The organism is Polaromonas sp. (assembly GCF_036676035.1).
GTDB lineage: Bacteria > Pseudomonadota > Gammaproteobacteria > Burkholderiales > Burkholderiaceae_C > Polaromonas.
Genome location: NZ_JAKFDR010000074.1, coordinates 1 through 23,370, shown reverse-complemented (window position 1 = coordinate 23,370; position 23,370 = coordinate 1). Strand labels below are relative to the sequence as shown.

The following is a 23,370-nucleotide window of genomic DNA, read 5'->3' as shown; positions in this document are numbered from 1 at the left end:
TTGCACGCTATCCGGCACATAAAACCGCGTCTTTTCGTCCATGACGGCGTTGCAAATCCGCGCAATAGCGGGGCTATTGCTGTGGTTTGCGCCTTGTCCTGAACAAAAATCCATCGGTTTTATCTGTGCCGTCAAGCATGCAACACCACGCTAGTCTTGAGCAAGCCAGTCCATGTACTGGGCCACGCCGCTTTGCACATCGGCAAAGACATGGTGGCAGCCGGCGGCCCGCAGCGCCGACAGGTCGGCCTGGGTGTAGCTCTGGTATTTGCCCACCAGCGCGGGCGGAAAGCCGATGTATTCGATCAGGCCCTGGCTGACGGCATCGGCCAGGCCCAGGGCCGGGGCCTGCTGGCGCTGCCTCAGGGTGTTGACCACCGTCAGCGCGACATCGTTGAAAGGCTGGGCCTTGCCGGTGCCCAGGTTGAAGATGCCGGATTTTTCGGGGTGGTCGAAAAACCAGAGATTGACGGCCACCACATCGTCAATGAACACGAAGTCGCGCATCTGGCCGCCCGCGCCGTAGCCGCCGTAATCGCCAAACAGCTTGACCTTGCCCTCGGCCTGGAACTGGTTGAACTGGTGAAACGCCACGCTGGCCATGCGGCCCTTGTGCTGCTCGCGCGGCCCGTAGACATTGAAGTAGCGAAAGCCCGCCACCTGGGTGGCGGCGTTCTCAAACCGGCTGCCCAGTTCACGCCGCATCCGCTGGTCAAACAGCAGCTTGGAGTAGCCGTAGACATTGAGCGGCCGCTCGAACTCGGGCGCTTCCCTGAAGGTGGCCGAACCGCCATAGGTGGCGGCGGACGAGGCATACAGCAGGCGCGTGCCCTGGTCCTGGCAGGCATGGAACAGCTCGCACGAGACCGTGTAGTTGTTGTCCATCATGTACTTGCCATCGGGCTCCATGGTGTCGCTACAGGCACCTTCGTGAAAGACCGCTTCCAGCTGGCCAAACGCACCTTCGGCAAACAGGTCGTAAAAATCGTCCGCATCGACGTAATCGGCGATTTGCAGGTCGGCCAGGTTGCGGAACTTGTCGCCGTGCGTGAGGTCGTCGACGGCGATGATGTCGTCGATGCCGCGGGCATTGAGGCCCTTGATGAGGTTGGCGCCGATAAATCCGGCCGCGCCGGTGACTGCTACTTTCATGACGATTCCTTTTTTTTCGCTTCAATGCGCCGCAAACAGCTCGCTGTAGCTGACCGTGGCCGTGCCAAACTTGCCCACCACAATGCCGCCGGCCCGATTCGCCACGGGCACCGCGTCGCGCAGGCTCATGCCGGCCGCCGCCATCGCCGCCAGCGTGGCGATCACGGTATCGCCGGCGCCGGTGACGTCAAACACTTCCCGGGCAACGGCGGGCACATGCAATTGCCCCTGCGCGTCAAAGAGCGTCATGCCTTCTTCGCTGCGCGTGAGCAGCAGCGCCTGCAGGTTGAGCGAGGTGCGCAGGTTGTGGGCCTTGACCTGCAGCTCGGCTTCATCGCGCCAGGGGCCAATCACGTGCTCCAGCTCGGCGCGGTTGGGGGTGATGACGCTGGCGTTTTTGTAGCGCGAGTAGTCCGCCCCCTTGGGGTCGACCAGCACCACCTTGCCGGCCGCCCGGGCCTGGTCAATCATCAGGGCGACATGCGCCAGGCCGCCTTTGCCGTAGTCTGAAAACAGCACGGCGTCATGCTGGCGGTGCAGCTTTTCAAACGCGGCCGACTGCGATGCCAGTACCTCGTTCTCCGGCGTGTTTTCAAAGTCCAGGCGCAACAGTTGCTGCTGGCGGCCGATCACGCGCAGCTTGACCGTGGTTTTAAGCTGCGAGTCGCGGCCAAAGTAGGGGGTGATGCCGGTTTTGGCCACCAGGGCTTCCAGCTGGTGGCTGGCTTCGTCGTCGCCGACCACGCTGAGCAGCGACGCCTGCGCGCCCAGGGTGACGATGTTGTAGGCCACGTTGGCGGCGGCGCCAATGCGCTCTTCCTGGCGCGTGACGCGCACCACCGGCACCGGGGCTTCCGGCGAGATGCGGTCGACCGCGCCATACCAGTAGCGGTCCAGCATGGCATCGCCGACCACCAGCACGCGGGCCTTGGCGAGCTGTTCACGGGACAAGTCGAAATGTAAGGTCATGTTCATCAACTCTTATTCAAGCGGACGCCGCGGAACCGGCTTGCCGGGCCGCTGGTGTCTGCCCCCTGCAAGGGGGGAAGGTGCTACACGAAGTGAGCATCCGACGGGGGTGTTCATAATTCTTCAATGCGCCGCGCCGGATAGCTGTCCCAGGCCTGGCAGCCCGGGCAGTGCCAGAAGTGTTGCGTGGCCTCGAATCCGCAGGCCGCGCAGCGGTAGCGCATCAGGGGTTTGGTGGCCTTGTCCAGCGCCCGCTGCACCAGGGCATGGTGCTGTTCATTGTCCAGTTTTTCACCGGCGATCCACTTGGCTGCGGCCACCAGCGACGCTTCGCGCTCCAGGTGCTGCACGTACCACTGGCGGGGCGATGTCGAGGCGTGGTCGAGCCGGATGATGGCATCGAGCACATCCATCGAGGGCATGTCCTTGTAGTGGGCTTTGAGCAGGTCCAGGGCGGCGGCCTGCTGCTCATGACCTTGCGCCATGCCGGCCAGCAAGCCGGCCGCCAGCGGGAAGGCCTGGGGCGCGGTCTTTTCGAGCCTGGCCAGGGTTTGGAAGGCTTGCTGCGGTTGGCCCAGCTGGTTTTGCAGCCTGGCCAGATCGATCAGGGGACGCGGGGCATGGGGGGCCAACGCCGCAGCCTGTCGCAAGGTCTGCAGGGCTTGGCCGGTGTCGCCCGCGCCAGCCTGCGCCATGGCCTGCTCGCACAGGTAGTGCGCCTGCCGTGTGTCAAAACTGCCGTGGCTGGAGCTGTCGAGCTTGGCGGCGATCTCCTTGGCGTGCGGCCAGTCGCGGGAGCGCTCATAAATGGACAGCAGGGCCAGCCGGGCTTCTTCTTCGTAGGTGGTGCCTTCAAGCTTTCTCAGGGCCGCTTCGGCGCGGTCCAGCAGGCCGGCCTTGAGGAAATCAAGTGCCAGCGCATGCTGCGCCCGCTCACGCTCGGGCTGCGTCAGGTCGCCACGGGACATCAGGTGCTCGTGGACACGGACGGCGCGCTCGTACTCGCCGCGGCGGCGAAACAGGTTGCCCAGCGCAAAGTGCAGCTCGGAGGTGTCGGGGTCGTTCTGCACGGCTTCAATGAAGGCGTCAATGGCCTGGTCCTGCTGCTCGTTGAGCAGGAAATTCAGACCTCTGAAATAAGCCTTGGGCGCTTGCCGGTTCTCGATCCGGACCTGCCTCAGGTCAAGGCGGGAGGCCAGCCAGCCCAGTGTGAATGCAATGGGAAACCCGAGCAGCACCCAGGTGAAATCAAATTCCATGGTGAAACGTGGAGGGATTGTCAGTCACGGTTGTATGGCCATGGGAGGCGTTCAGGTGGGCATTTCTCCGCTTTTTCCACCAGCGCGGCATCATGACGAGGATGCCCAGTGCCAGTCCGGCGGTGAACGCGATCAAAACTACCAGCACCAGAGGTGCCTGCCAGAGTGTGCCAAAAAAGAAATAGACAGAAACAGCTTGCTGATTGTTCAGCGCAAACGCAAAGAGCGTAAAAAAAATGGCTGCCTTGAGCAGCCACATCAGGTATTTCACTTGGCAATCCCCCTAGTGGTCTGGCGATTGTAGCCAGCCACCCGTGGATGGCTTCATTTTTTGCCGGGGATGACCGCCAGCATTTCTTCGGTCCTGGCATCCACGGCTTCGCGCAGCGCCTTGCCCGGCTTGAAATGAGGAACCCGCTTTTCTGGAATGGCCACGCTTTCACCGGACCGCGGATTCCTGCCCATGCGGGGCGGGCGGCGGTTGATGGAAAAGCTGCCAAAACCACGGATCTCGATGCGATGCCCGCGCACCAAGGCGTCGCTCATGGCATCAAGAATGGTCTTGACAGCATATTCGGCGTCGCGGTGCGTCAGCTGGCCAAAACGCGCAGCCAGTTCTTCTACAAGATCACTTCGTGTCATGGACAAACCTTGCGGACAGCCCGGTGATGCGCGCCAGGCGCATCACCGGGCCGAGGCCCTTGCTTACTTGTCGGTATTGTCCAGCTTGGCGCGCAGCAGGGCGCCCAGGTTGGTCAAACCGGCGCTTTCACGCGAGGACTGCTGGCTCAGGTTGGCCATGGCTTCCTGCTGGTCAGCGTTGTCCTTGGCTTTGACGGACAGCTGGATGTTGCGGGTCTTGCGATCCACGTTCACCACGACTGCAGACACTTCGTCGCCTTCTTTCAGCACGTTGCGCGCGTCTTCGACGCGGTCGCGGCTGATTTCGCTGGCGCGCAGGTAGCCAATGATGTCTTCGCCCAGATCGATCTCGGCGCCTTTGGCGTCAACGGTCTTGACCTTGCCGGTCACGATCGCGCCCTTGTCGTTGATCGACACGAACGTGGTGAACGGGTCAGAGTCCAGCTGCTTGATGCCCAGGGAGATGCGCTCGCGGTCGACGTCGACAGCCAGCACAATCGCTTCGACTTCCTGGCCCTTTTTGTAGTTGCGCACGGCGGCTTCGCCGGGCTCGTTCCACGAGAGGTCAGACAGGTGCACCAGGCCGTCGATGCCGGCAGCCAGGCCCACAAAGACGCCGAAGTCGGTGATCGACTTGATCGGGCCCTTGACGCGGTCGCCGCGCTTGGTGTCCTGGGCAAACTCTTGCCATGGGTTGGCCTTGCACTGCTTCATGCCCAGGCTGATACGGCGCTTGTCTTCGTCGATTTCCAGAACCATGACTTCGACTTCGTCACCCAGGGCGACGAGCTTGCTCGGTGCCACGTTCTTGTTGGTCCAGTCCATCTCGGACACGTGGACCAGGCCTTCGATGCCGGGTTCGAGTTCCACAAACGCGCCGTAGTCGGCGATGTTGGTGATCTTGCCGAACAGGCGCGTGCCTTGCGGGTAGCGGCGGTTCACGCCCATCCACGGGTCGTCGCCCATCTGCTTCAGGCCCAGGGACACGCGGTTTTTCTCGGTGTCGAACTTCAGGATCTTGGCCACGATTTCCTGGCCAGCCGTCACCACTTCGCTGGGGTGACGCACGCGGCGCCATGCCATGTCGGTGATGTGCAGCAGGCCGTCGATGCCGCCGAGGTCAACGAATGCACCGTACTCGGTGATGTTCTTGACGACGCCCTTGACAGCCGTGCCTTCTTTCAGGGTTTCCATCAGCTTGGCGCGTTCTTCGCCCATGCTGGCTTCCACCACGGCGCGGCGGCTCAGCACCACGTTGTTGCGCTTGCGGTCGAGCTTGATGACCTTGAATTCCAGGGTCTTGTTCTCGTAGGGCGTCAGGTCCTTGATAGGACGGGTGTCGATCAGCGAGCCGGGCAGGAAGGCGCGGATGCCGTTGACCAGCACGGTCAGGCCACCCTTGACTTTGCCGCTGGTCTGGCCGGTGACGAATTCGCCGGATTCCAGGGCTTTTTCCAGGCTCATCCAGGAAGCCAGGCGCTTGGCCTTGTCGCGGCTCAGGAGCGTGTCGCCGTAGCCGTTTTCAACGGAGTCGATGGCCACCGACACAAAGTCGCCGACCTGGACTTCGAGCTCGCCCTGGTCGTTTTTGAATTCTTCGAGGGGGACATAAGCCTCGGATTTGAGTCCTGCGTTCACAACCACGTGGTTGTGATCGATACGCACTACTTCAGCGGTGATGACTTCGCCGGAGCGCATTTCAGAGCGCTGCAGCGATTCGTTAAATAGATCGGCAAAAGATTCAGACATGGAAGTTCCTCATCCACAAAGCAGGGTTCCGACAGCGGGATTGCTATCGTTTTTATAGCTGGTTGCGGCAGTTTGGTGCGGGGATCCGCGGGTTACGTTAATGAACCAGCTGACCAATGCGCCGTGAGCGCGACGGGAGTCAGATGGGCCGGGTGCCTTGCCACCAGTCAATCACCTGCGCCACCGATGTTTCAATCGACAGGTCGGAGTTGTCCAGCAGCCGGGCGTCATCGGCAGGTTTCAAAGGGGCGGTGGGCCGTGACATGTCACGCGCGTCCCTTGCCTCCAAATCCTGCCGAATCCCATCAATTGTAACTGAATTTCCCTTTGAAATCAATTGCTTATGACGGCGTTCGGCCCGGTGCTGGGCACTGGCCGTCAGGTAAATTTTGAGGGGTGCCTGGGGGAATATGACGGTGCCCATGTCCCGGCCATCGGCCACCAGGCCGGGTAGCCGCCGAAAGCTGCGCTGCAGCTCGAGCAGGGCCTGACGCACCTCGGGGTGAGCGGACACTTTCGAGGCCGCCATGCCGGCCTCCTCAGTCCGGATCACGTCCGAAACATCTTCCACGCCCAGCACAATCTGCTCGCCTTCAAAACGCACCGGCATGGTGCGCGCAATCCGTGCGACGCCCGGCCCGTCGTCCAGCGCTACCCCCGCGCGAGTGGCGGCAAAGGCGCTCAAGCGGTACAGCGCGCCCGAATCGAGGTAATGAAATCCCAGTTTTTGCGCCGTCAAGGCTGCCAGCGTGCCTTTGCCGGAGGCGGTGGGCCCATCGATGCAGATCACCGGGATGTGCTCAGACGCCGTCTGGCTGACTGAAAACAGGGCTTCAAAATAATCAGGGAAGGTCTTGGCCACGCATTTGGGGTCCAGAATCCGGACCGGCAGCCGGGCCGGGTTGAAAGCGGCCAGCGAAAAACACATGGCAACCCGGTGGTCATCGTAGGTGTGGATGGCGGCGGTTTGCCACTGCACCGGGGGGCTGATCTTGAGGTAGTCGGCCCCTTCTTCCACCGTGGCGCCGAGCTTTTGCAGCTCGCAGGCCATGGCGGCAATCCGGTCGGTTTCCTTGACGCGCCAGCTGGCGATGTTGCGCAGCGTGGTGGTGCCGTCAGCGTACAGCGCCATCACGGCCAGGGTCATGGCCGCGTCGGGGATGTGGTTGCAGTCCAGGTCGATGGCCTTGAGCGGCCAGGCGCCGCGTGACACTTCGAGCCAGTTGGGGCCGCTCTTGACCTTGGCGCCCATCAGCCCGGCCGCTTCGATAAAGCGGATGTCGCCCTGGATGGAGTCGGCGCCGACCCCTTGAATTCTGATGCCTTTGTGATCTGACGCCGGCGTCGCAAGAGCGCCAAGCGCTATGAAATAGCTAGCAGACGAAGCATCACCTTCGACATGAATCTCGCCGGGCGACTGGTACTGGCTGCCGGCAGGAATGACAAAGCGCTGCCAGTTGTCAGCACCAAGAGGGCGCTGCACTTGAATGCCGAAGCGGGCAAGCAGCTTGAGCGTGATTTCAATGTACGGTTTGGAGATCAGCTCGCCGACCACTTCCAGGCAGATATCCCGGGTTGCGACCAAGGGCAGGGCCATCAGCAAAGCGGTCAGGAACTGGCTCGACACATCGCCACGCACGCGAATCGCCTGGTCCAGCTTTAACTGGCCCGGACGCAGGCGCAAGGGCGGAAAGCCTTCATTGCCCAGGTAATCAATGGCGCAACCGAGCTGGCGCAGCGCGTCGACCAGATCGCCAATCGGCCGCTCGTGCATGCGTGGCACGCCGGACAGCTCAAAATCGCCGCCCAGCAGCGCCAGCGCTGCCGTCAAGGGGCGCATGGCCGTGCCGGCATTGCCCATGAACAGCGTGGCTTGCCGGTTGACGAGCTGCCCGCCCAGGCCGCCGATGACGGCGGTGTCGCCGCTTTGGTCTACCGTGCAGCCGAGTTGGCGCAGCGCCGTCAGCATCACTGCGGTATCGTCAGAGGCCAGCAGGTCGTGGACGGTGGTCTGTCCCCGGCTCAGGGCGGCCAGCAACAGGACCCGGTTGGAAATGCTTTTGGAGCCGGGCAGACGAACCGTGCCGCCTGCGTTGGACAGGGGTGGAATGTCCAGGTACTCAATATCGAACATGAACCGTGCTTATTTGTGTGATTTTTGCGAGGAGATGCGCCAGTTCGCCCGTGTCAGGCTGGCCTTTTCGATCAGGGTTTCCAGCACGTCGCCGCTGCCGCTGGAGATCAGCTGCTCGAGCGACTTCAAGGTTTCCTGGAAAATCTTTGACTGCGCCAGCAGCTCTTCCCGATTGGCCATCAGGATGTCGCGCCACATTTTCGGGTCACTGGCCGCAATCCGGGTGAAGTCGCGAAAACCGGGGCCTGCCAGCGGCAGGTAATCCTTGCCATGCTCCTGATCAACAATGCCGTTGATCAGGGCAAAGGCGATCAGGTGCGGCAAGTGGCTGACCGCGGCATAAGCGGCATCGTGCGCCTGGGGCGACATTTTGGTCACGTGACACCCGAGCGCGGTCCAGACATCCGACGCCTTTTGCAGCTGGGCGGTGAAAGTGCGTTCAATCGGTGTCAGGATGACCTGTTTGCCGGTGTACAAGTCGGCATCGGCGTGTTCCACCCCCGATACCTCCTTGCCCGTGATCGGGTGGGCCGGCACAAACGCGCCCAGGTTGTCGCGCAGCACGCGCCGGGCGGCGTCCACCACATCCCGCTTGGTCGAACCCACATCCATGATCAGCGTGTTCGGACCCACCAGGTGCCGGATGGCCTTGAAGGTGGCTTCCGTGGCAGACACGGGAACCGCCAGCAGCACGATGTCGGCACCCGACACGGCCAGCAGGGCCGACGGGGCTTCCACGTCAATCACGCCCATTTGGCGTGCCCGCTCGGTGGTGGAGGGTGATTTGCTGTAGCCAACAACACGTTTGACCAGGCCGGCGCGTTTGAGCGCCAGCGCAAAAGAGCCGCCCATCAGGCCGCACCCAATGAGACCTAATTGTTCAAACATGACGCAGCACCAGCCTTTGTTGTCGTTGTTGTAATCGTTGCATGGGAGCCTGCCCGTGGCTTTGTCCGGGCATCAATCGCTGACCGGGTAGGTTCCCAGCACTTTGTAAAACGCGCAAAGCTGCCGCAAATCAGCCAGTGCCGCTTTCACGTGCTTCTGCGATGGGTGGCCTTGCAAGTCGATATAAAAATAATATTCCCACTGACCGGAGCGGGCCGGACGCGACTCGAAGCGCGTCATGGAAACGCCATGGGTTTTCAGGGGCACCAGCAGGTCGTGCACCGCGCCGGGCTTGTTGGGGACGGAAACAATCAGGCTGATGCAGTCCTTGCCGGACGCCTCCGGGGCCGGCAGGGTTTGCGGCAGGCAGACCACGACAAAGCGGGTGCGGTTGAAGGCGTCGTCCTGAATCGCATGCGCCGCGACATGCAGGCCAAACTCAGCACCGGCGCGTTCGCTGGCAATGCCGGCCCAGGCCGGGTTGGTTGAAGCCAGGCGCGCACCTTCCGCATTGCTGGAGGCGGCATGCCGCTCGGCATGGGGCAGGTGGGTGTTGAGCCAGTTCTGGCACTGAGCCAGCGCCTGGGGATGGGCGTAAACCGCCGTGACGCCTTCCAGCGTATTGGACAGGCGAAGCAGGTTGTGGCGCACCAGCAGGCTGGTCTCGCCGACGATGTGAAGCGGGGAATTCAGGAACAGGTCCAGCGAGCGGGTGACCACGCCTTCCGTGTTGTTTTCCACCGGGACCACGCCGAAATCGGCCGTGCCTGCCGTGGCGGCGCGAAACACCTCATCAAAGCTGGCACAGGGCACATGCTCGATGCTGGAGCCGAAAAACCGAACGGCCGCCTCTTCGCTGAAGGTGCCCGCCGGCCCGAGGTAGGCGACGCGCTGGGGTGCTTCGAGCGCGCGGCAGGCCGACATGATTTCGCGCCAGATGGTGGCCACATTGCTGCTTTTGAGGGGGCCGGGGTTGGCGGCCTGCAGGCCGTTGATGACCTGCGCCTCGCGCTCGGGCCGGAACACGGTTGAACCTTCGGCGCGCTTGATCTCGCCGACTTCGTTGGCCAGCGCGGCGCGCCGGTTCAGCAGGGTCAGGAGTTCGCTGTCAACGGCATCGATCAGGGTGCGGAGTTCCGGGAGTGTTTTGGCCATGTTCAGCTTTGGGTTCTCTCAAATTCTCGCATGTAGGCCACCAGCGCCTGCACGCCTTCGATCGGCATGGCGTTGTAAATGCTGGCGCGCATGCCGCCGACCGACTTGTGGCCCTTGAGCTGCAGCAGGCCATGCGATGCGGCGCCGGCAAGGAAGGCGTCGTTGCGGCTTTCGTCGCGCAGGAAGAAGGGCACGTTCATGCGTGAGCGGCAGTGGGGCGCCACCTTGTTGAAATAAAACGCAGAGCTGTCGATGGCGCCGTACAGCAGCCTGGCTTTGGCCAGGTTGCGCTGCTCCATGGCGGCGATGCCCGTCAAACCGTTCTCGGTCTGGCGCTTGAGCCAGGCAAAAGTCAGGCCGGCGATGTAGATCGAATAGGTCGGCGGCGTGTTGTACATCGACTGGTTGTCCGCCACGATCTTGTAGTCGAAGGCGCTGGGGCAGGCGGGCAGGGCATGGCCCAGCAGGTCTTCGCGCACCACGACCAGGGTGACGCCGGCCGGGCCCAGGTTTTTCTGCGCGCCGCCAAAGGCCAGGCCGACACGAGACCAGTCGACCGGGCGCGAGGCCACATGCGAGGAAAAGTCGATCACCAAAGGGGCGTCGCAGCCCAGGGCCTTCAGGTCCGGCAGTTCGTGAAATTCGACGCCGTGGATGGTTTCATTGGAGCAGATGTGCACATAGCTGGGCTTGGCGCTGAGCTTCCACTGTGCAGGCTCGGGCAGGCTGGTGTGGCCGTCGGCCTCGTTGCTGGCCGCGATGTTCACGCTGCAGTACCTGCGCGCTTCCTTCTGCGACTTCTGGCTCCAGCTGCCGGTGACCACAAAGTCGGCGCTCACGCCACGCGAGAGGTTGAGCGGAACGATCGCGTTTTCCGCCAGCCCGCCGCCCTGCATGAACAGGATTTTGAAGTGGGCCGGCACCGCCAGCAGCTCGCGCAAGTCGGCTTCGGTTTGTTGGTAGATCGAAATGAACTCCTTGCCGCGGTGGCTCATTTCCATCACGCCCATGCCGCTGCCATGCCAGTCCAGCATCTCGGAAGCGGCCTGCTGCAAAACCTCTTCAGGCAGTATGGCGGGCCCTGCCGAAAAGTTGTAGGGGCGGGTCATTTCTTGGCGGCAGGCTTGCCCGTCCCTGCCGGTGGCGCCGAACCCACAATCTTGGTGGCGGCCTCGTTGAACTGCTTGGCGCGCGCCGCGACTTCGGGGCGCGCGGCTTCCAGGAGTTTTTGTACAAAAATATTGCCCAGTTCAGGCGCCGCGGCCTGGTACTTCTTGATCGCGGGCGACTCAAAAAAGGCTGCCAGCTGTTTCAGCTCGTCGACGGTAAAGCGTTCCGCATAAGCCGGCACCATGGCGTCGGTGCCAATCTTGCCAACTTTGCTGCTGATCACTTGTTTGATGTCTACGGCAAAATTTTTCAACTCTGCATTCAGCTCTTCAGTGGCCTTGGCCTGCTTGGCCTTGGGGACATTGGCATCGAGTTTCGGGCCCCAGTTTGCCACCAGGTCCTGTGCCGAGCTTTCGGTCAGTTGGTCCACCAGGCGATCAAGCTCCGGCCCCTGCTGCAAGGCCACGACCTTGGCGGCCCATTCCGTTTTGGGGTCGGCGGTTTGCGCGTGACCGGTGGTGGCGAGGGTGAGGCCGGCCAGGGCCAGTGCGGTGAGTAGTTTGTTCATCTTCATCATCAGTTGCTTTCCGGGTTGGAGGGAGTAGCGGGGGTGGAGGCATCTTGGCCTGCACCATTGTCAAGGTCGTTGTCGTCCAGCGAGGCATCGTTTTCGACGATCCTCTGCAGTCCGCTCAATTGTGAGCCTTCATCGAGCCCGATCAGGGTGACGCCCTGGGTTGCGCGGCCCATTTCACGAATTTCACTGACACGCGTGCGCACCAGCACGCCTTTGTCGGTGATCAGCATGATCTCGTCGTCGGTGTGCACCAGCGTGGCGGCAACCACCTTTCCATTGCGCTCGCTCTGCTGGATCGCGATCATGCCCTTGGTACCCCGTCCGTGGCGGGTGTATTCCTGGATGGAGGTGCGCTTGCCATAGCCGTTTTGCGTCGCCGTCAGCACGCTTTGCTGCTCGTCCTCGGCCACCAGCATGGCGATCACGCCCTGGCCCTCGTCCAGCATCATGCCGCGCACGCCGCGGGCATTGCGGCCCATGGGGCGCACATCGTTCTCGTCGAAGCGCACGGCCTTGCCGCCGTCTGAAAACAGCATCACGTCGTGCTTGCCATCGGTCAGCGCTGCGCCGATCAGGTAATCGCCCTCGTCCAGGTCCACGGCAATGATGCCGGCCTTGCGCGGATTGCTGAAATCTTCCAGCGGGGTCTTTTTGACCGTGCCCATGCTGGTTGCCATGAACACATACTGGTCGGCCGGGAAGGTGCGCTTGTCGCCCGTCAGCGGCAGGACCACCGTGATTTTTTCGCCTTCCTGCAGCGGAAACATGTTGACGATGGGCCGGCCGCGCGAGCCCCGCGAACCGGCCGGCACTTCCCACACCTTGAGCCAGTACAGGCGGCCACGGTTGGAAAAGCACAGGATGTAGTCGTGCGTGTTGGCGATAAAGAGCTGGTCCACCCAGTCATCGTCTTTGGTCGCTGTCGCCTGCTTGCCGCGGCCGCCGCGCTTTTGCGCGCGGTATTCGGACAGCGGCTGGCTCTTGATGTAGCCCGTGTGGGACAGGGTGACCACCATGTCGGTCGGCGTGATCAGGTCTTCGGTGCTCAGGTCAAACGAGCTGTGCTCGACCTGGCTGCGGCGCAGGCCCAGCTTGGACTGCCCGAATTCCTGCCTGATGGCGCCCAGTTCCTCGCCAATGATGGTGGACACCCGCTCGGGACGCGCCAGGATGTCCAGCAGGTCGTCAATCTCGGCCATGACTTCCTTGTACTCGGCCACGATCTTGTCCTGTTCCAGCCCGGTCAGGCGCTGCAGGCGCATTTGCAGGATTTCCTGCGCCTGCGTATCCGACAGGCGGTACAGGCCATCGCCGCCCAAACCGAACTCCCTTTCGAGTCCGTCCGGACGGTAGTCGTCGGCGTTGATGACACCGCCATCGGCGCGGGTGCGGGTCAGCATCTCGCGCACCAGGCTGCTGTCCCAGGGTTTGAGCATCAGCTCGGCCTTGGCCACCGGCGGGGTGGGCGCATTGCGGATGATGGCAATGAAATCGTCAATATTGGCCAGCGCAACCGCCAGGCCTTCGAGCACATGGCCGCGTTCGCGCGCCTTGCGCAGCGTGAACACGGTGCGGCGGGTAACGACTTCGCGGCGGTGCGACAAAAAGACCTGGATCAGGTCCTTCAGGTTGCACAGCTTGGGCTGGCCATTGACCAGCGCCACCATGTTGACGCCGAAGGTGTCCTGCAGTTGCGTCTGCTTGTAGAGGTTGTTCAGGACCACCTCGGGCACTTCGCCGCGCTTGAGTTCAATCACCAGGCGCATGCCGGACTTGTCGCTTTCGTCCTGGATGTGGCTGATGCCTTCGATTTTCTTCTCGTGCACCAGCTCGGCCATGCGCTCCTGCAGGGTCTTCTTGTTCACCTGGTAGGGCAGCTCATCGACGATGATGGCCTGGCGCTGGCCCTTGTCGATGTCTTCGAAATGGCATTTGGCGCGCATGACCACCTTGCCGCGGCCGGTGCGGTAGCCGTCTTTCACGCCATTGATGCCGTAGATGATGCCGGCCGTGGGGAAATCGGGCGCCGGAATGATCTCCATCAGCTCGTCGATCGACGCGTCCGGGTTTTTCAGCAGATGCAGGCAGGCATCGACCACTTCGTTGAGGTTGTGCGGCGGAATGTTGGTGGCCATGCCCACCGCAATACCGCCCGAGCCGTTGACCAGCAGGTTGGGAATGCGTGAAGGCAACACCAGCGGTTCTTTTTCACTGCCGTCATAGTTGGGGCCGAAATCGACGGTTTCCTTGTCAATGTCGGCCAGCATTTCCTGGGCAATCTTGGCCAGGCGGATTTCGGTGTAGCGCATCGCCGCGGCGTTGTCGCCATCGACCGAGCCGAAGTTGCCCTGGCCGTCCACCAGCAGGTGGCGCAGCGAAAAGTCCTGCGCCATGCGGACGATGGCGTCATACACGGACTGGTCGCCATGCGGGTGGTACTTGCCAATCACGTCGCCAACGATACGGGCTGACTTTTTGTAGGGCCGGTTCCAGTCGTTGTTGAGCTCGTGCATGGCATACAGCACGCGCCGGTGCACGGGCTTGAGACCGTCACGGGCATCCGGCAGGGCACGCCCCACGATCACGCTCATGGCGTAATCAAGGTAGCTGCGGCGCATTTCCTCTTCAAGACTGATGGGCAGGGTTTCTTTGGCAAACTGGGTCATGAGAGGCCTGAATTGGGATTGTCAACGTGCGCGGAAGGCACCAGTTGATTTTAAAGCCTGAGTTTAAGGGCTCGAGGGTGTGGCACGGGAGCAACAAAATGTCAAAGATTCTCCCCCTATGTCGGACGAAGCCGATGCCAGGCTTGAACCCCGAAAGAGCTATGGCACAATGGCTTCAACGTTTTGGGTGATGGTCATCCACGGCGTGTAAATTACTAATCGCAGCAAGTCTGCGGCTTTTCTCTAGAGGAGAACCATGAAGAAACTCAACAAAGTGGCAATGTTGTTTGCTTCCGCAGCGCTTGTTACCGCCGCTGGTGCACAAACCGTAGACAACTGGAAAAACGTCACTGGCGATCTGTCCTGGAAAAACGTGACTGGCGATCTGTGCTGGCGTAACCCCACCTGGACGCCGGCAACTGCCAATTCTGAGTGTGACGGCGCCATCAAGGCTGCCGCACCTGCTGCTATGCCTGCTGCTCCTGCTGCCGCCAAGCCTGCTGCTCCTGCTGCTGCCAAGCCTGCTGCTCCTCCTGCAGCCACGAAGGTGACCTACGCCGCCGACGCTTTCTTCGACTTCAACAAGTCCGTCATCAAGCCTGAAGGCAAAGCCAAGCTGGACGACCTGGTCGGCAAGATCAAGGGCATCAACCTTGAAGTCATCATTGCCGTGGGCCACACCGACGCTGTTGGCGGCGACGCATACAACCAGAAACTGTCGGTCAAGCGTTCTGAGTCTGTGAAGGCTTACCTGGTGTCCAAGGGCATCGAGAAAAACCGCGTGTACACCGAAGGCAAAGGCGAGAAACAGCCGGTTGCTGACAACAAGACCGCCGAAGGCCGTGCGAAGAACCGTCGCGTGGAAATCGAAGTGGTTGGCACCCGCGCCAACAAGTAATCCCTTTTCCGGATCACTTGAAAACCGCGCCTAGGCGCGGTTTTTTTATGCCTCAACGATAATCGCCACATGCCTACAACCCAAAACTTTGACCCTGCCGAGCTGGCCAAGTTCTCCGATCTGGCCCATCGGTGGTGGGACACCGAGAGTGAATTCCGTCCACTGCACCAGATCAACCCCTTGCGGCTGGGCTGGATTGAAGGACTGACCCCCTTGACGGGCCGGCGCGTCCTCGACGTGGGTTGCGGTGGCGGCATCCTGGCCGATGCCATGGCCCGAAAAGGTGCCGACGTGCTCGGGATTGATCTGGCCACCAAGGCACTCAAGGTCGCCCAGCTTCATGCCCTGGAGGCCCAGACCGAGGGGGTCGAGTACCGTGAAATCAGCGCCGAGGCGCTGGCCGCCGAGCAACCCGCCAGTTTTGACGTGGTGACTTGCATGGAAATGCTCGAGCATGTGCCCAACCCGGCTTCCGTCGTGAAGGCCTGTGCCGCCTTGGTCAAACCCGGCGGGCATGTGTTTTTCTCCACCATCAACCGCAATGCCAAGGCCTTTCTGTTTGCCATTGTGGGCGCGGAGTATGTGCTGAACCTGCTGCCGCGCGGCACCCACGAGTACGCCAAACTGATCAAGCCCAGTGAGCTGGCGGGCTATTGCCGGGCCACCGGGCTGACTTTGCAGCAGACCAAAGGCATGGAGTACAACCCCTTGACCCGGCATTACTGGCTCAGCGCCGACACCAGCGTCAACTACATGCTGGCCACCCAGAAGATCTGAGCGAGGCCGACCCATGTTCAACGATATTGACGCCGTGCTGTTTGACCTGGACGGCACCCTGATAGACAGTGCGCCCGACCTGGGCGCCGCCGCCGACAAAATGCGCACCGACCGGGGGCTGGCCTCGCTGCCGCTGTCGCGCTACCGGCCCATGGCGGGCGCCGGCGCGCGCGGCATGATTGGCATTGCGTTTGGCCTGACACCCGACGATGCCGGTTTCCCCGCGCTCAAGGAAGAGTTTTTTGCCAACTACGAAGCCTGCATGACAGCGCGCACCCATGTGTTTGACGGGGTGGCCGAGCTGATTGCAAGAATTGACCAGGCGGGCCTCAAATGGGGCGTGGTCACCAACAAGTCCGCCCGATTCACGCTGCCCCTGACACAGGCCATGCCGCTGTTTGGAACCGCACAAGTCATTGTGAGCGGCGACACCACGCCGCACGCCAAGCCGCATCCGGCGCCCCTGCTCGAAGCGGCCCGCCAACTCAAGGTGGCGCCCCAGCGCTGCATTTATGTGGGCGATGACGAGCGCGACATGGTGGCCGGCCGCGCCGCGGGCATGCCCACGGTGGTGGCCGCTTATGGCTACCTGGGCCCCATGGCCGACACCCAGGGCTGGCAGGCAGACGCCACCATCGCAAAGCCCATGTCACTTCTGGATCTATTGCGGATGGCTTAAACTATCTTCTTGGGGCTGCATTGGTTTCGACGTGGGTTCGGACGCGATGTGGTGCATGTCGAGCTTAGTGTGCTCGTAAAACTGACTAAAACAAACTAACTGCAAACGACGAACGTTTCGCACTCGCTGCTTAATTGCCAGTGAGCTTTACAACAGCAGGCCGATGGGCTGGGCAAGGGGTTTTTAACGAAAGTTAGAGGCTCCCGGCTGTAAAGATAATTTTATCGGCTGGCTCCGGGCTGGGTACCTTAACCCGGAGCAAGACAATAGGGTGCTGGCGTCCTGTGTAGCGTGCGACTGCGCGACACAGGTGGCGAGACTCAAATCAGACCGCTAAACATGTAGATCTGCTCGAAGAAGGCTTGCGGACGGGGGTTCAAATCCCCCCAGCTCCACCATTCACCCAAAGCCCAATCGGAAACGGTTGGGCTTTTTTATGCCTGCAATATCCCTGTTGGTGCGGTTTCGCACCTTCTGCCGGTGAGTGTTCACCGCCCCGAAGCCAGCATGGGCGCGGGTTTTCGGTCTTCCGGTTTCAATTGCTGAGTTGCTTGAGTGGAAGGTGGGCAAGCGAAGACAGATCGATTTATTGTCAAATATTCGTTATTTCGTTAGAATATTAGAATGAATAAACGATCACTGAAAGACCTGCTGTACGAACAAGTCGCCCGCATCGGCAAGGCCGTTTCCAGCCCGAAGCGCCTGGAGTTGCTGGAGTTGCTGGCCCAAGGCGAAAAAACCGTGGAGGTGCTGGCCACTGAGTTGTCGGCCGACATCAAGCTCACCAGCGCCCACCTGAAGGCGTTGAGGGACGCTCGCCTGGTCACTTCCCGTCGCGATGGCAAATATGTGATCTATCGGCTCACAGGGCGTGATGTGGCGGGGCTTTGGGTGACCTTGCGGCAGGTGGCCGAGGAGCATTTGCTGGAACTGCGGCTGGCTCTGGATCAGATGGTGGCAGATCCGGCCAAGCTTGCCTCTGTTGGCCGTGAGGAGTTGTTGGAACAGGCGCGACGGGGCGACGTTATTGTCATCGACGTTCGTCCACAAATCGAGTACGAGGTGGCTCACCTGCCTTTTGCCCGCTCGATGCCTGTTGCCGAGATCGAAAAGCGGCTCTCGGAGCTGCCAACCGACAAAGAGATCGTCGCGTACTGCCGTGGCCCCTTCTGTCTGCTGTCCGACGAAGCCGTGGCTTTGCTAGGTGCAAAGGGTTATCGGGCACTCAAGATCCTTGACGGCGTCAGCGAGTGGCAGGCGGCCGGACTGCCGGTCCAGACCGCTGCCGGGAAATGAATCAAACCCTGACATTTCTGAAGAGGTAGCAACGATGTTTTTCAAGCAACTGCCCGCCAGGGAGTCAGCCTTGTCCTACTTCTTCGGATGCGCGAGTCTGGGCAAGGCGGTGGCCGTGGATGTTGTCGCGGGTGACGAAGACTGGTTTATCGAGCAAGCCCGCAAGGCTGGGGTCGAAATCCGCTACGTGATCGACACGCACGTTCACGCGGATCACTATTCGGGTGGGCGCGCGTTGGCCCGGCGCGTCGGCGCACTCTACTGTTTGCACGAGTCCGATCAGGCGTTGGTGAAGTACGACTTCGAACCCTTGCATGACGAGCAGTTGCTGGATGTCGGCAACGTCAAGGTCAAGGTGTTGCACACGCCAGGCCATACCCCGGACAGTGTCTGTCTTTTGGTCACCGATGCGCGTCGTGGCGAGGCGCCCTGGTTCGTGATCACCGGCGACACCTTGTTCGTGGGCGCCGTGGGTCGCCCCGACCTGGCGGGACGAGAAGTGGAAATGGCAGGCGTGTTGCACGACAGCCTGCATGCCAAGCTGCTGACGCTGCCCGGCGAGCTGGAAATCTTCCCCGGCCATCAGGCCGGCAGCGCTTGCGGTGCCGGCCTGTCCGGCAAGCCTTCGTCGACGCTCGGTTTCGAGAAGCGCTGGAATCCGGCCCTGTCCATGGACAAGGATGCCTTTATCGATGACTTGATGGCCTCCATCCCTGCGCGACCTGCGGATATGGATCGCATCGTCGCCGCCAATACCGCGGCCTGAGCGGACAGCGCACGCATGAACCTTCAGCACGGCATCCGCGCCAACCTCGGCCAATTCCTGCACCAATTGCTGCAGGTGCTGCTGGTCGGCCTGACCATCGGCATGATGCGCACCGTGGTGCCGGCATTGGCCGAATCGGAGTTCGGCGTGCCGAAGAACTCCTTCATGCTGCTCACGGCGTTCGTGGTGGCCTTCGGTGTTGTCAAGGGTGCGATGAACTTTGTCGCGGGGCGGCTTTCAGAGCGTATGGGCCGCAAGCGGGTGCTGTTGCTCGGATGGGCGGCAGCGCTGCCCATTCCGCTGATGATCTGGTCCGCACCCAATTGGAACTGGATCGTCCTGGCCACGGTATTGCTCGGCATCAACCAGGGGCTGACCTGGTCGATGACCCAGACCTCCAAGCTAGACATCACGCGACCCGACGAGCGCGGCCTCACCATCGGTCTCAATGAATTTTCGGGTTATGTCGGTGTGGCGCTCGCCGGCATAGTCACCGCTTACCTGGCGACCTCGCTGGGCGCACGAGAGGGGCTGCTCGCGTTTGGCCTCGTCGTCATAGTGCTGGCGCTCTTGCTGACCCAGTGGTGGGTCAAGGATACCTTGCCCTGGGCCAAAGCCGAAGCCGCACGTCACCGCCAGGGCTCGGCCCCGCATTCCATGCCCCGCTATCCGCGCAACGTTTCCGCGCAACCGGGCACGTGGGAGGTTTTTGCGCTCATGTCCTGGCGCGACCGACGCTTAGGCGCAATCAGCCAGGCTGGACTGGTCGAGAAATTCGTTGACGCCCTGGTGTGGGTCTTTTATCCGGTGTTCCTGTACGGCCAGGGTGTCAGCCTGCCGAATGTCGGCTGGATCATCGGTGTCTATGGTTTTGTCTGGGGCGGCGCGCAACTGTTCACCGGCCGCCTGTCGGACCGCATCGGACGTCACCGCCCCAACGTGTGGGGCATGTGGATCTGCGGTGCGGGCGTGGCGATGATGATGCTGGGCCATGGCGTGGTGTGGTGGGGCGCCTGCGCAGCAATCTCTGGCTTCGGCATGGCACTGCTTTATCCCAACCTCTCCGCAGCCGTGGCCGACATCTCCCATCCCGATTGGCGCGGTTCGGCCATCGGCATTTACCGCTTCTGGCGTGATCTGGGCTATGGCATCGGGGCGCTGGGGCTGGGACTGGCGGCCCATTTCAGCGGACAGATGGACGCTGCCTTCTGGTTCGTCGCGCTATCGATGTTTGTGTCCGGCGCGCTGCTGTGGTGGCTAGGCGAGGAAACCCATCCAGGAATCAACCCCGCCTGACCCGGTCCATCACCTTGGGAGACTTGATGCCGTGCACACATTCCGGGCCTTGTGCTCAGGTCTCTTGCAGCGACGCAATCAGCGGGCACTTCACCGCACCGCGTGCCGAGCCACAGCGGGCCACGAGTTGGTCCAATGCCGCCTCGATGCGCCGCAGATCCGCCAGCTTCTCACGCACGTCCCGAAGCTTGTGCGCTGCGAGGTCGCGCGCTTCATCGCAATGCGTGCCGTCTTCCAGCTTCAGCAACTCGCCTATTTCGTCCAGGCTGAAGCCCAGCCGCTGTGACGCTTTGATGAAGCGCACCCGGCCCAAATCCGCGTCCGTGTAGCGGCGAATGCTGCCGTAGGCGCGCTCGGGCTCTGGCACCAGGCCCTTGCGCTGGTAGAAGCGAATGGTCTCGACGTTGACCCCGGCCGCCTCCGCCAGCACGCCAATGGTGAGGCTGCTTGATGTCTTTTCCATGTCGCTTGACTCCGTACTTGAGTACGGGAATAAGCTTACACCATGCGAACAGAAATCTTAAAGGAAAACGGCGCCTCGGCCCCGCAAAGTGGGCGTGGCGCATTGCTCGTCGGTGGTGTGACGGCCATGCTCGCCTCGGCCTGCTGCCTGGGGCCGCTGGTGTTGATCACGCTGGGGTTTTCCGGGGCATGGATTGGCAACCTGACGCTGCTCGAACCTTATCGCCCCCTCTTCATCGGCGTAGCGCTGGTGGCGCTGTTTTTTGCCTGGCGGCGCATCTGGCGGCCAGCCATGGCCTGCGCGCCGGGCGCGGTCTGCGCCGTGCCGCGGATCAGGCGCAGCTACAAGCTGCTTTTTGGTGGGGTGTCGGTGCTGGTGCTGATCGCGCTGGCGTTCCCCGTCATCGCCCCTTGGTTTTATTAAAAGGAAGTAGCCATGAAGAACTTGCTCGCTGCGCTGGCCTTGACGGTTCTGGCCACCCCGCTCTGGGCTGCTTCCAGGACCGTCACCCTGTCTGTGCCGGCCATGGATTGTCCGGTGTGCCCCATCACGGTGAAGAAAGCCCTCACCAGGGTGCCGGGTGTGAGCCGGGCCGACGTGAACTTCGACAAGCGCCTGGCCACCGTCACATTCGACGACGCCAGGACCAGCGTCGAGGCCCTGACCCGCGCTACCAAGAATGCAGGCTATCCGTCGACGCTGGTGGAGAGCGCGAAATGAGCACGCTCGTCCTGGAGTCGACGCTGACCTGTCCGCAATGCGGGCACGTCAAGACGGAGACGATGCCGACCGACGCCTGCCAGTGGTTCTACGAGTGCGAGCAGTGCCACGCGGTGCTGAAGCCAAAACCCGGCGACTGCTGTGTGTACTGCTCCTATGGCTCCGTGCCGTGCCCGCCGATGCAGGAACACGGCAAGCGGGGCGCTTGCTGCGGTTGATGGCGCTAAGCTCTGCTGCGGCCCGGCGACAATAGCGCCATGGCCACCATGCAATTACAAGAGATTCTTTTTTCCCAGGGCTTTGGCACGCGGCGCGTCTGCGCCGGGCTGATTCAACAGGGTTTTGTGGCGGTAGCCGGCGTCCCTTGTGCGGAACCAGCTATGGAATTTATAGCGAATGGCCTGCAGTTCACGGTGCAGGGCGTGGCGTGGGAATACCATGAAAAAGCCTATCTGATGCTGCACAAGCCGGCGGGCTACGAGTGCTCGCAAAAGCCCAGCACCTACCCCAGCATTTACACCTTGCTGCCGGCGCCGATCCGCCAGCGCGGCGGCGGGGCGGCGGCGGGCGTGCAGGCGGTCGGAAGGCTGGATCAGGACACGACGGGTTTGCTGCTGCTGTCGGATGACGGCAAGTTCATTCACCGCATGAGCTCGCCCAAGCGCCATGTGCCCAAGGTCTATGAAGTGACGGCCAAACACGCGGTGGACGACAAGCAGATCCAGAAACTGTTGGCCGGCGTGGTGCTGGACGACGACCCCAAGCCGGTTCGGGCCGCTGCCTGCGAGCAGACCGGTGAATGCCGGCTGAGCCTGACACTGACCGAGGGCAAATACCACCAGGTCAAACGCATGATGGCCGCGGTGGGCAACCGGGTTGAAGACGTTGGGGGCCTGCACCGCTCGCGCATCGGCTCGCTGGTGCTGCCGGCGGATCTGAAACCCGGCCAGTGGCGCTGGCTGACGGCGCAGGACCTGGCCAGCATCGCGGCTTGACCTCCTCCTCCTCCCTCCTGGTGCTTATTGCAACTCGCCCAGACGGCTGTTGGACTGTATGAGGAATGAGTCGTGCCAGTGACTGGGTAGGCTGGCGCCCCGGCTGTCTTCATGGGAGGCCCTGGATTTGCGCATGCCGCGCTGCTGCACCAGTGTTTTTTGCAGATTGACACGGGCAGCTGCCACGGCGGCTTCTTCGCGCTTCATATGCCGGGTTTTGACGGCCGCTTCGCCCAGGAATTCATTGCGAATTGCTGTCGGACTTGGCAGCCTGTCCGGGTTGAGCACGATGTAGGAAATGCCGCATTGCGCCAGCAAGTTTTCTTTCAGGGTTCTGGCCTTTTGGGAGAGTCCAAAAGACTTGGGCACATCGATGCAGCCGACAACATGGCCATCGTCGGCGCACACTGAAAACGTACAGTTGGTGTTCTTGAGCAAGTCGTACCAGTACAGGCCGTTTTCGCTGGCGTTGGGTCTGGTGAAGCGGGTTACCGGCATCTTGATCATCACATAGTGGTCATCAAAGGTTTTGGTCAGCCAGCGCCAAATCCGCAATTCTTCGCTGTTGACCAGTACCCGCGCATGCAAGGGCCAGTGCTTGGGGATACGTCGTTTCTCCCAGGCGACCCAACGCAGCCGCAACCAGTACCACACACAAAGCATCGTCATCAGGGGCGGTGCCGCCAGCAACCATTCTGAGTCCATGTTCATGTTGCAACTCCCGGTTGGTAACCGATGATTACAACTTACGCCTAATTCGAGCATTTCGGTATGAACATAGTCACGGTTTTATGGAGATTGTTACTGGGCGTGTCTGTTTTTGAAGATTACGTGACTTAAGTGACGAAAAGGCCCTTGCTGCGACGACAGGCCTTGAGGTGATCGCATCGGCGGCGCGGCTTCGGTCGCATGCGAAGCCGGCTCAGCCTGAAGCCGGCTCCAATATTGCGCAGACAGCTATCAATTCGATAGCAAAAAGCGCCGCGAAGGGCCGCCCCGAGCAAGCGACGGCCCCCTCGGGGGGCAGCGCATTACACGAAGTGAAAAGCGTGGGGGCTAGGGCCTGTTCACACTAATATTGGAGGTGCGAAGGGGTTCCATCGGGCGCAAATCAAGGCGCCTGCCGCCGCCCGCACTGATGTGCGGGCAAGGTAGGCAACGCCGAGTTGCGCCCGATGG

At 61.7% G+C, this 23,370-nt stretch carries 24 protein-coding genes and 1 other RNA gene; 11 read left to right on the top strand and 14 right to left on the bottom strand.

The window, feature by feature from the left end:
- Positions 1-150: 150 nt before the first annotated feature.
- The 12 genes from rfaD to gyrA all read right to left on the bottom strand — a co-directional run bounded on the left by rfaD (position 151) and on the right by gyrA (position 14,301).
- Positions 151-1,152, bottom strand: a complete 1,002-nt coding sequence (gene rfaD / locus V6M61_RS12470) for an ADP-glyceromanno-heptose 6-epimerase (protein WP_332776898.1) — start codon at positions 1,150-1,152, stop codon at positions 151-153.
- A gap of 21 nt (positions 1,153-1,173) precedes the next feature.
- Entirely contained in the window at positions 1,174-2,127 is a 954-nt protein-coding gene (rfaE1, locus tag V6M61_RS12465; RefSeq protein WP_442957771.1) for a D-glycero-beta-D-manno-heptose-7-phosphate kinase, read from the bottom strand.
- Between the two features lie 107 nt (positions 2,128-2,234).
- Positions 2,235-3,380, bottom strand: coding sequence for a lipopolysaccharide assembly protein LapB (gene lapB / locus V6M61_RS12460; RefSeq protein WP_332776897.1), 1,146 nt, complete (start codon positions 3,378-3,380; stop codon positions 2,235-2,237).
- The gene (locus V6M61_RS12455) at positions 3,370-3,651 is read right to left on the bottom strand and encodes a LapA family protein (protein ID WP_332776896.1); all 282 of its coding nucleotides are present in this window, start codon (positions 3,649-3,651) and stop codon (positions 3,370-3,372) included. The genes lapB and V6M61_RS12455 overlap by 11 nt, the downstream gene beginning before the upstream one ends.
- 53 nt (positions 3,652-3,704) lie before the next feature.
- Entirely contained in the window at positions 3,705-4,022 is a 318-nt protein-coding gene (locus V6M61_RS12450) for an integration host factor subunit beta (protein WP_332776895.1), read from the bottom strand.
- 63 nt (positions 4,023-4,085) lie between these two features.
- On the bottom strand, positions 4,086-5,771 hold the full coding sequence (gene rpsA, locus V6M61_RS12445; protein ID WP_332776894.1) for a 30S ribosomal protein S1: 1,686 nt from the start codon (positions 5,769-5,771) through the stop codon (positions 4,086-4,088).
- Positions 5,772-5,910: 139 nt separating this feature from the next.
- On the bottom strand, positions 5,911-7,905 hold the full coding sequence (locus tag V6M61_RS12440; protein WP_332776893.1) for a bifunctional 3-phosphoshikimate 1-carboxyvinyltransferase/cytidylate kinase: 1,995 nt from the start codon (positions 7,903-7,905) through the stop codon (positions 5,911-5,913).
- 9 nt (positions 7,906-7,914) lie between these two features.
- Positions 7,915-8,793: a prephenate dehydrogenase gene (locus V6M61_RS12435; RefSeq protein WP_332776892.1), complete on the bottom strand. Its 879-nt coding sequence runs from the start codon at positions 8,791-8,793 to the stop codon at positions 7,915-7,917.
- Positions 8,794-8,865: 72 nt separating this feature from the next.
- Positions 8,866-9,948 carry a prephenate dehydratase gene (gene pheA, locus V6M61_RS12430; protein WP_332776891.1) on the bottom strand — a complete coding sequence of 361 codons (1,083 nt, stop codon included), beginning with the start codon at positions 9,946-9,948 and terminating at the stop codon, positions 8,866-8,868.
- 2 nt (positions 9,949-9,950) lie between these two features.
- The gene (gene serC, locus V6M61_RS12425) at positions 9,951-11,057 is read right to left on the bottom strand and encodes a 3-phosphoserine/phosphohydroxythreonine transaminase (protein ID WP_332776890.1); all 1,107 of its coding nucleotides are present in this window, start codon (positions 11,055-11,057) and stop codon (positions 9,951-9,953) included.
- Positions 11,054-11,626, bottom strand: a complete 573-nt coding sequence (locus V6M61_RS12420) for a DUF2059 domain-containing protein (protein WP_332776889.1) — start codon at positions 11,624-11,626, stop codon at positions 11,054-11,056. The genes serC and V6M61_RS12420 overlap by 4 nt, the downstream gene beginning before the upstream one ends.
- An 8-nt stretch (positions 11,627-11,634) precedes the next feature.
- Positions 11,635-14,301, bottom strand: coding sequence for a DNA gyrase subunit A (gyrA, locus tag V6M61_RS12415; RefSeq protein ID WP_332776888.1), 2,667 nt, complete (start codon positions 14,299-14,301; stop codon positions 11,635-11,637).
- 256 nt (positions 14,302-14,557) lie between these two features.
- Here gyrA and ompA point away from each other — a divergent pair, with 256 nt between their 5' ends.
- The 7 genes from ompA to V6M61_RS12380 all read left to right on the top strand — a co-directional run bounded on the left by ompA (position 14,558) and on the right by V6M61_RS12380 (position 20,013).
- Positions 14,558-15,199: an outer membrane protein OmpA gene (gene ompA / locus V6M61_RS12410; protein WP_332776887.1), complete on the top strand. Its 642-nt coding sequence runs from the start codon at positions 14,558-14,560 to the stop codon at positions 15,197-15,199.
- Between the two features lie 69 nt (positions 15,200-15,268).
- Positions 15,269-15,976 carry a bifunctional 2-polyprenyl-6-hydroxyphenol methylase/3-demethylubiquinol 3-O-methyltransferase UbiG gene (gene ubiG, locus V6M61_RS12405; protein WP_332776886.1) on the top strand — a complete coding sequence of 236 codons (708 nt, stop codon included), beginning with the start codon at positions 15,269-15,271 and terminating at the stop codon, positions 15,974-15,976.
- Positions 15,977-15,989: 13 nt separating this feature from the next.
- Complete coding sequence (gph, locus tag V6M61_RS12400; protein ID WP_332776885.1) at positions 15,990-16,655, top strand: phosphoglycolate phosphatase; 666 nt, start codon at positions 15,990-15,992, stop codon at positions 16,653-16,655.
- An 11-nt stretch (positions 16,656-16,666) separates the two neighbouring features.
- Positions 16,667-17,053: a transfer-messenger RNA gene (gene ssrA / locus V6M61_RS12395) on the top strand.
- A 226-nt stretch (positions 17,054-17,279) separates the two neighbouring features.
- Positions 17,280-17,951: an ArsR/SmtB family transcription factor gene (locus V6M61_RS12390; RefSeq protein WP_332776884.1), complete on the top strand. Its 672-nt coding sequence runs from the start codon at positions 17,280-17,282 to the stop codon at positions 17,949-17,951.
- A 34-nt stretch (positions 17,952-17,985) separates the two neighbouring features.
- Entirely contained in the window at positions 17,986-18,717 is a 732-nt protein-coding gene (locus V6M61_RS12385; protein WP_332776883.1) for an MBL fold metallo-hydrolase, read from the top strand.
- A 15-nt stretch (positions 18,718-18,732) separates the two neighbouring features.
- On the top strand, positions 18,733-20,013 hold the full coding sequence (locus tag V6M61_RS12380; RefSeq protein WP_332776882.1) for an MFS transporter: 1,281 nt from the start codon (positions 18,733-18,735) through the stop codon (positions 20,011-20,013).
- Between the two features lie 55 nt (positions 20,014-20,068).
- Here V6M61_RS12380 and merR read toward each other — a convergent pair whose 3' ends face one another.
- Entirely contained in the window at positions 20,069-20,476 is a 408-nt protein-coding gene (gene merR / locus V6M61_RS12375) for an Hg(II)-responsive transcriptional regulator (protein ID WP_332776881.1), read from the bottom strand.
- A gap of 42 nt (positions 20,477-20,518) precedes the next feature.
- Between merR and merT the strand changes: the two genes are divergently transcribed.
- From merT to V6M61_RS12355, 4 genes are read left to right on the top strand one after another with little or no spacing between them, the layout of a single operon-like run.
- On the top strand, positions 20,519-20,899 hold the full coding sequence (gene merT, locus V6M61_RS12370; RefSeq protein ID WP_332776880.1) for a mercuric ion transporter MerT: 381 nt from the start codon (positions 20,519-20,521) through the stop codon (positions 20,897-20,899).
- Between the two features lie 12 nt (positions 20,900-20,911).
- Complete coding sequence (gene merP / locus V6M61_RS12365) at positions 20,912-21,196, top strand: mercury resistance system periplasmic binding protein MerP (RefSeq protein WP_332776879.1); 285 nt, start codon at positions 20,912-20,914, stop codon at positions 21,194-21,196.
- Positions 21,193-21,414 carry a GDCCVxC domain-containing (seleno)protein gene (locus V6M61_RS12360; RefSeq protein ID WP_332776878.1) on the top strand — a complete coding sequence of 74 codons (222 nt, stop codon included), beginning with the start codon at positions 21,193-21,195 and terminating at the stop codon, positions 21,412-21,414. Before merP ends, V6M61_RS12360 begins: the two co-directional genes overlap by 4 nt.
- Positions 21,415-21,462: 48 nt before the next feature.
- Positions 21,463-22,191 carry a pseudouridine synthase gene (locus V6M61_RS12355; protein ID WP_332776899.1) on the top strand — a complete coding sequence of 243 codons (729 nt, stop codon included), beginning with the start codon at positions 21,463-21,465 and terminating at the stop codon, positions 22,189-22,191.
- A 24-nt stretch (positions 22,192-22,215) separates the two neighbouring features.
- Here V6M61_RS12355 and V6M61_RS12350 read toward each other — a convergent pair whose 3' ends face one another.
- Entirely contained in the window at positions 22,216-22,902 is a 687-nt protein-coding gene (locus V6M61_RS12350; protein WP_332776877.1) for a DUF2726 domain-containing protein, read from the bottom strand.
- Positions 22,903-23,370 lie beyond the last annotated feature (468 nt).

Bases quoted from the DNA above. Each gene is read 5' to 3' on its own strand.
- V6M61_RS12420 (WP_332776889.1), bottom strand. From the start codon at position 11,626: ATGAACAAACTACTCACCGCACTGGCCCTGGCCGGCCTCACCCTCGCC.
- rfaD (WP_332776898.1), bottom strand. From the start codon at position 1,152: ATGAAAGTAGCAGTCACCGGCGCGGCCGGATTTATCGGCGCCAACCTC.
- ubiG (WP_332776886.1), top strand. From the start codon at position 15,269: ATGCCTACAACCCAAAACTTTGACCCTGCCGAGCTGGCCAAGTTCTCC.
- ompA (WP_332776887.1), top strand. From the start codon at position 14,558: ATGAAGAAACTCAACAAAGTGGCAATGTTGTTTGCTTCCGCAGCGCTT.
- gyrA (WP_332776888.1), bottom strand. From the start codon at position 14,301: ATGACCCAGTTTGCCAAAGAAACCCTGCCCATCAGTCTTGAAGAGGAA.
- merP (WP_332776879.1), top strand. From the start codon at position 20,912: ATGAAGAACTTGCTCGCTGCGCTGGCCTTGACGGTTCTGGCCACCCCG.
- pheA (WP_332776891.1), bottom strand. From the start codon at position 9,948: ATGGCCAAAACACTCCCGGAACTCCGCACCCTGATCGATGCCGTTGAC.
- V6M61_RS12450 (WP_332776895.1), bottom strand. From the start codon at position 4,022: ATGACACGAAGTGATCTTGTAGAAGAACTGGCTGCGCGTTTTGGCCAG.
- V6M61_RS12435 (WP_332776892.1), bottom strand. From the start codon at position 8,793: ATGTTTGAACAATTAGGTCTCATTGGGTGCGGCCTGATGGGCGGCTCT.
- V6M61_RS12360 (WP_332776878.1), top strand. From the start codon at position 21,193: ATGAGCACGCTCGTCCTGGAGTCGACGCTGACCTGTCCGCAATGCGGG.
- merT (WP_332776880.1), top strand. From the start codon at position 20,519: ATGCGAACAGAAATCTTAAAGGAAAACGGCGCCTCGGCCCCGCAAAGT.
- V6M61_RS12380 (WP_332776882.1), top strand. From the start codon at position 18,733: ATGAACCTTCAGCACGGCATCCGCGCCAACCTCGGCCAATTCCTGCAC.
- merR (WP_332776881.1), bottom strand. From the start codon at position 20,476: ATGGAAAAGACATCAAGCAGCCTCACCATTGGCGTGCTGGCGGAGGCG.
- V6M61_RS12350 (WP_332776877.1), bottom strand. From the start codon at position 22,902: ATGAACATGGACTCAGAATGGTTGCTGGCGGCACCGCCCCTGATGACG.
- V6M61_RS12390 (WP_332776884.1), top strand. From the start codon at position 17,280: ATGAATAAACGATCACTGAAAGACCTGCTGTACGAACAAGTCGCCCGC.
- lapB (WP_332776897.1), bottom strand. From the start codon at position 3,380: ATGGAATTTGATTTCACCTGGGTGCTGCTCGGGTTTCCCATTGCATTC.
- rfaE1 (WP_442957771.1), bottom strand. From the start codon at position 2,127: ATGAACATGACCTTACATTTCGACTTGTCCCGTGAACAGCTCGCCAAG.
- gph (WP_332776885.1), top strand. From the start codon at position 15,990: ATGTTCAACGATATTGACGCCGTGCTGTTTGACCTGGACGGCACCCTG.
- V6M61_RS12355 (WP_332776899.1), top strand. From the start codon at position 21,463: ATGCAATTACAAGAGATTCTTTTTTCCCAGGGCTTTGGCACGCGGCGC.
- rpsA (WP_332776894.1), bottom strand. From the start codon at position 5,771: ATGTCTGAATCTTTTGCCGATCTATTTAACGAATCGCTGCAGCGCTCT.
- serC (WP_332776890.1), bottom strand. From the start codon at position 11,057: ATGACCCGCCCCTACAACTTTTCGGCAGGGCCCGCCATACTGCCTGAA.
- V6M61_RS12385 (WP_332776883.1), top strand. From the start codon at position 17,986: ATGTTTTTCAAGCAACTGCCCGCCAGGGAGTCAGCCTTGTCCTACTTC.
- V6M61_RS12440 (WP_332776893.1), bottom strand. From the start codon at position 7,905: ATGTTCGATATTGAGTACCTGGACATTCCACCCCTGTCCAACGCAGGC.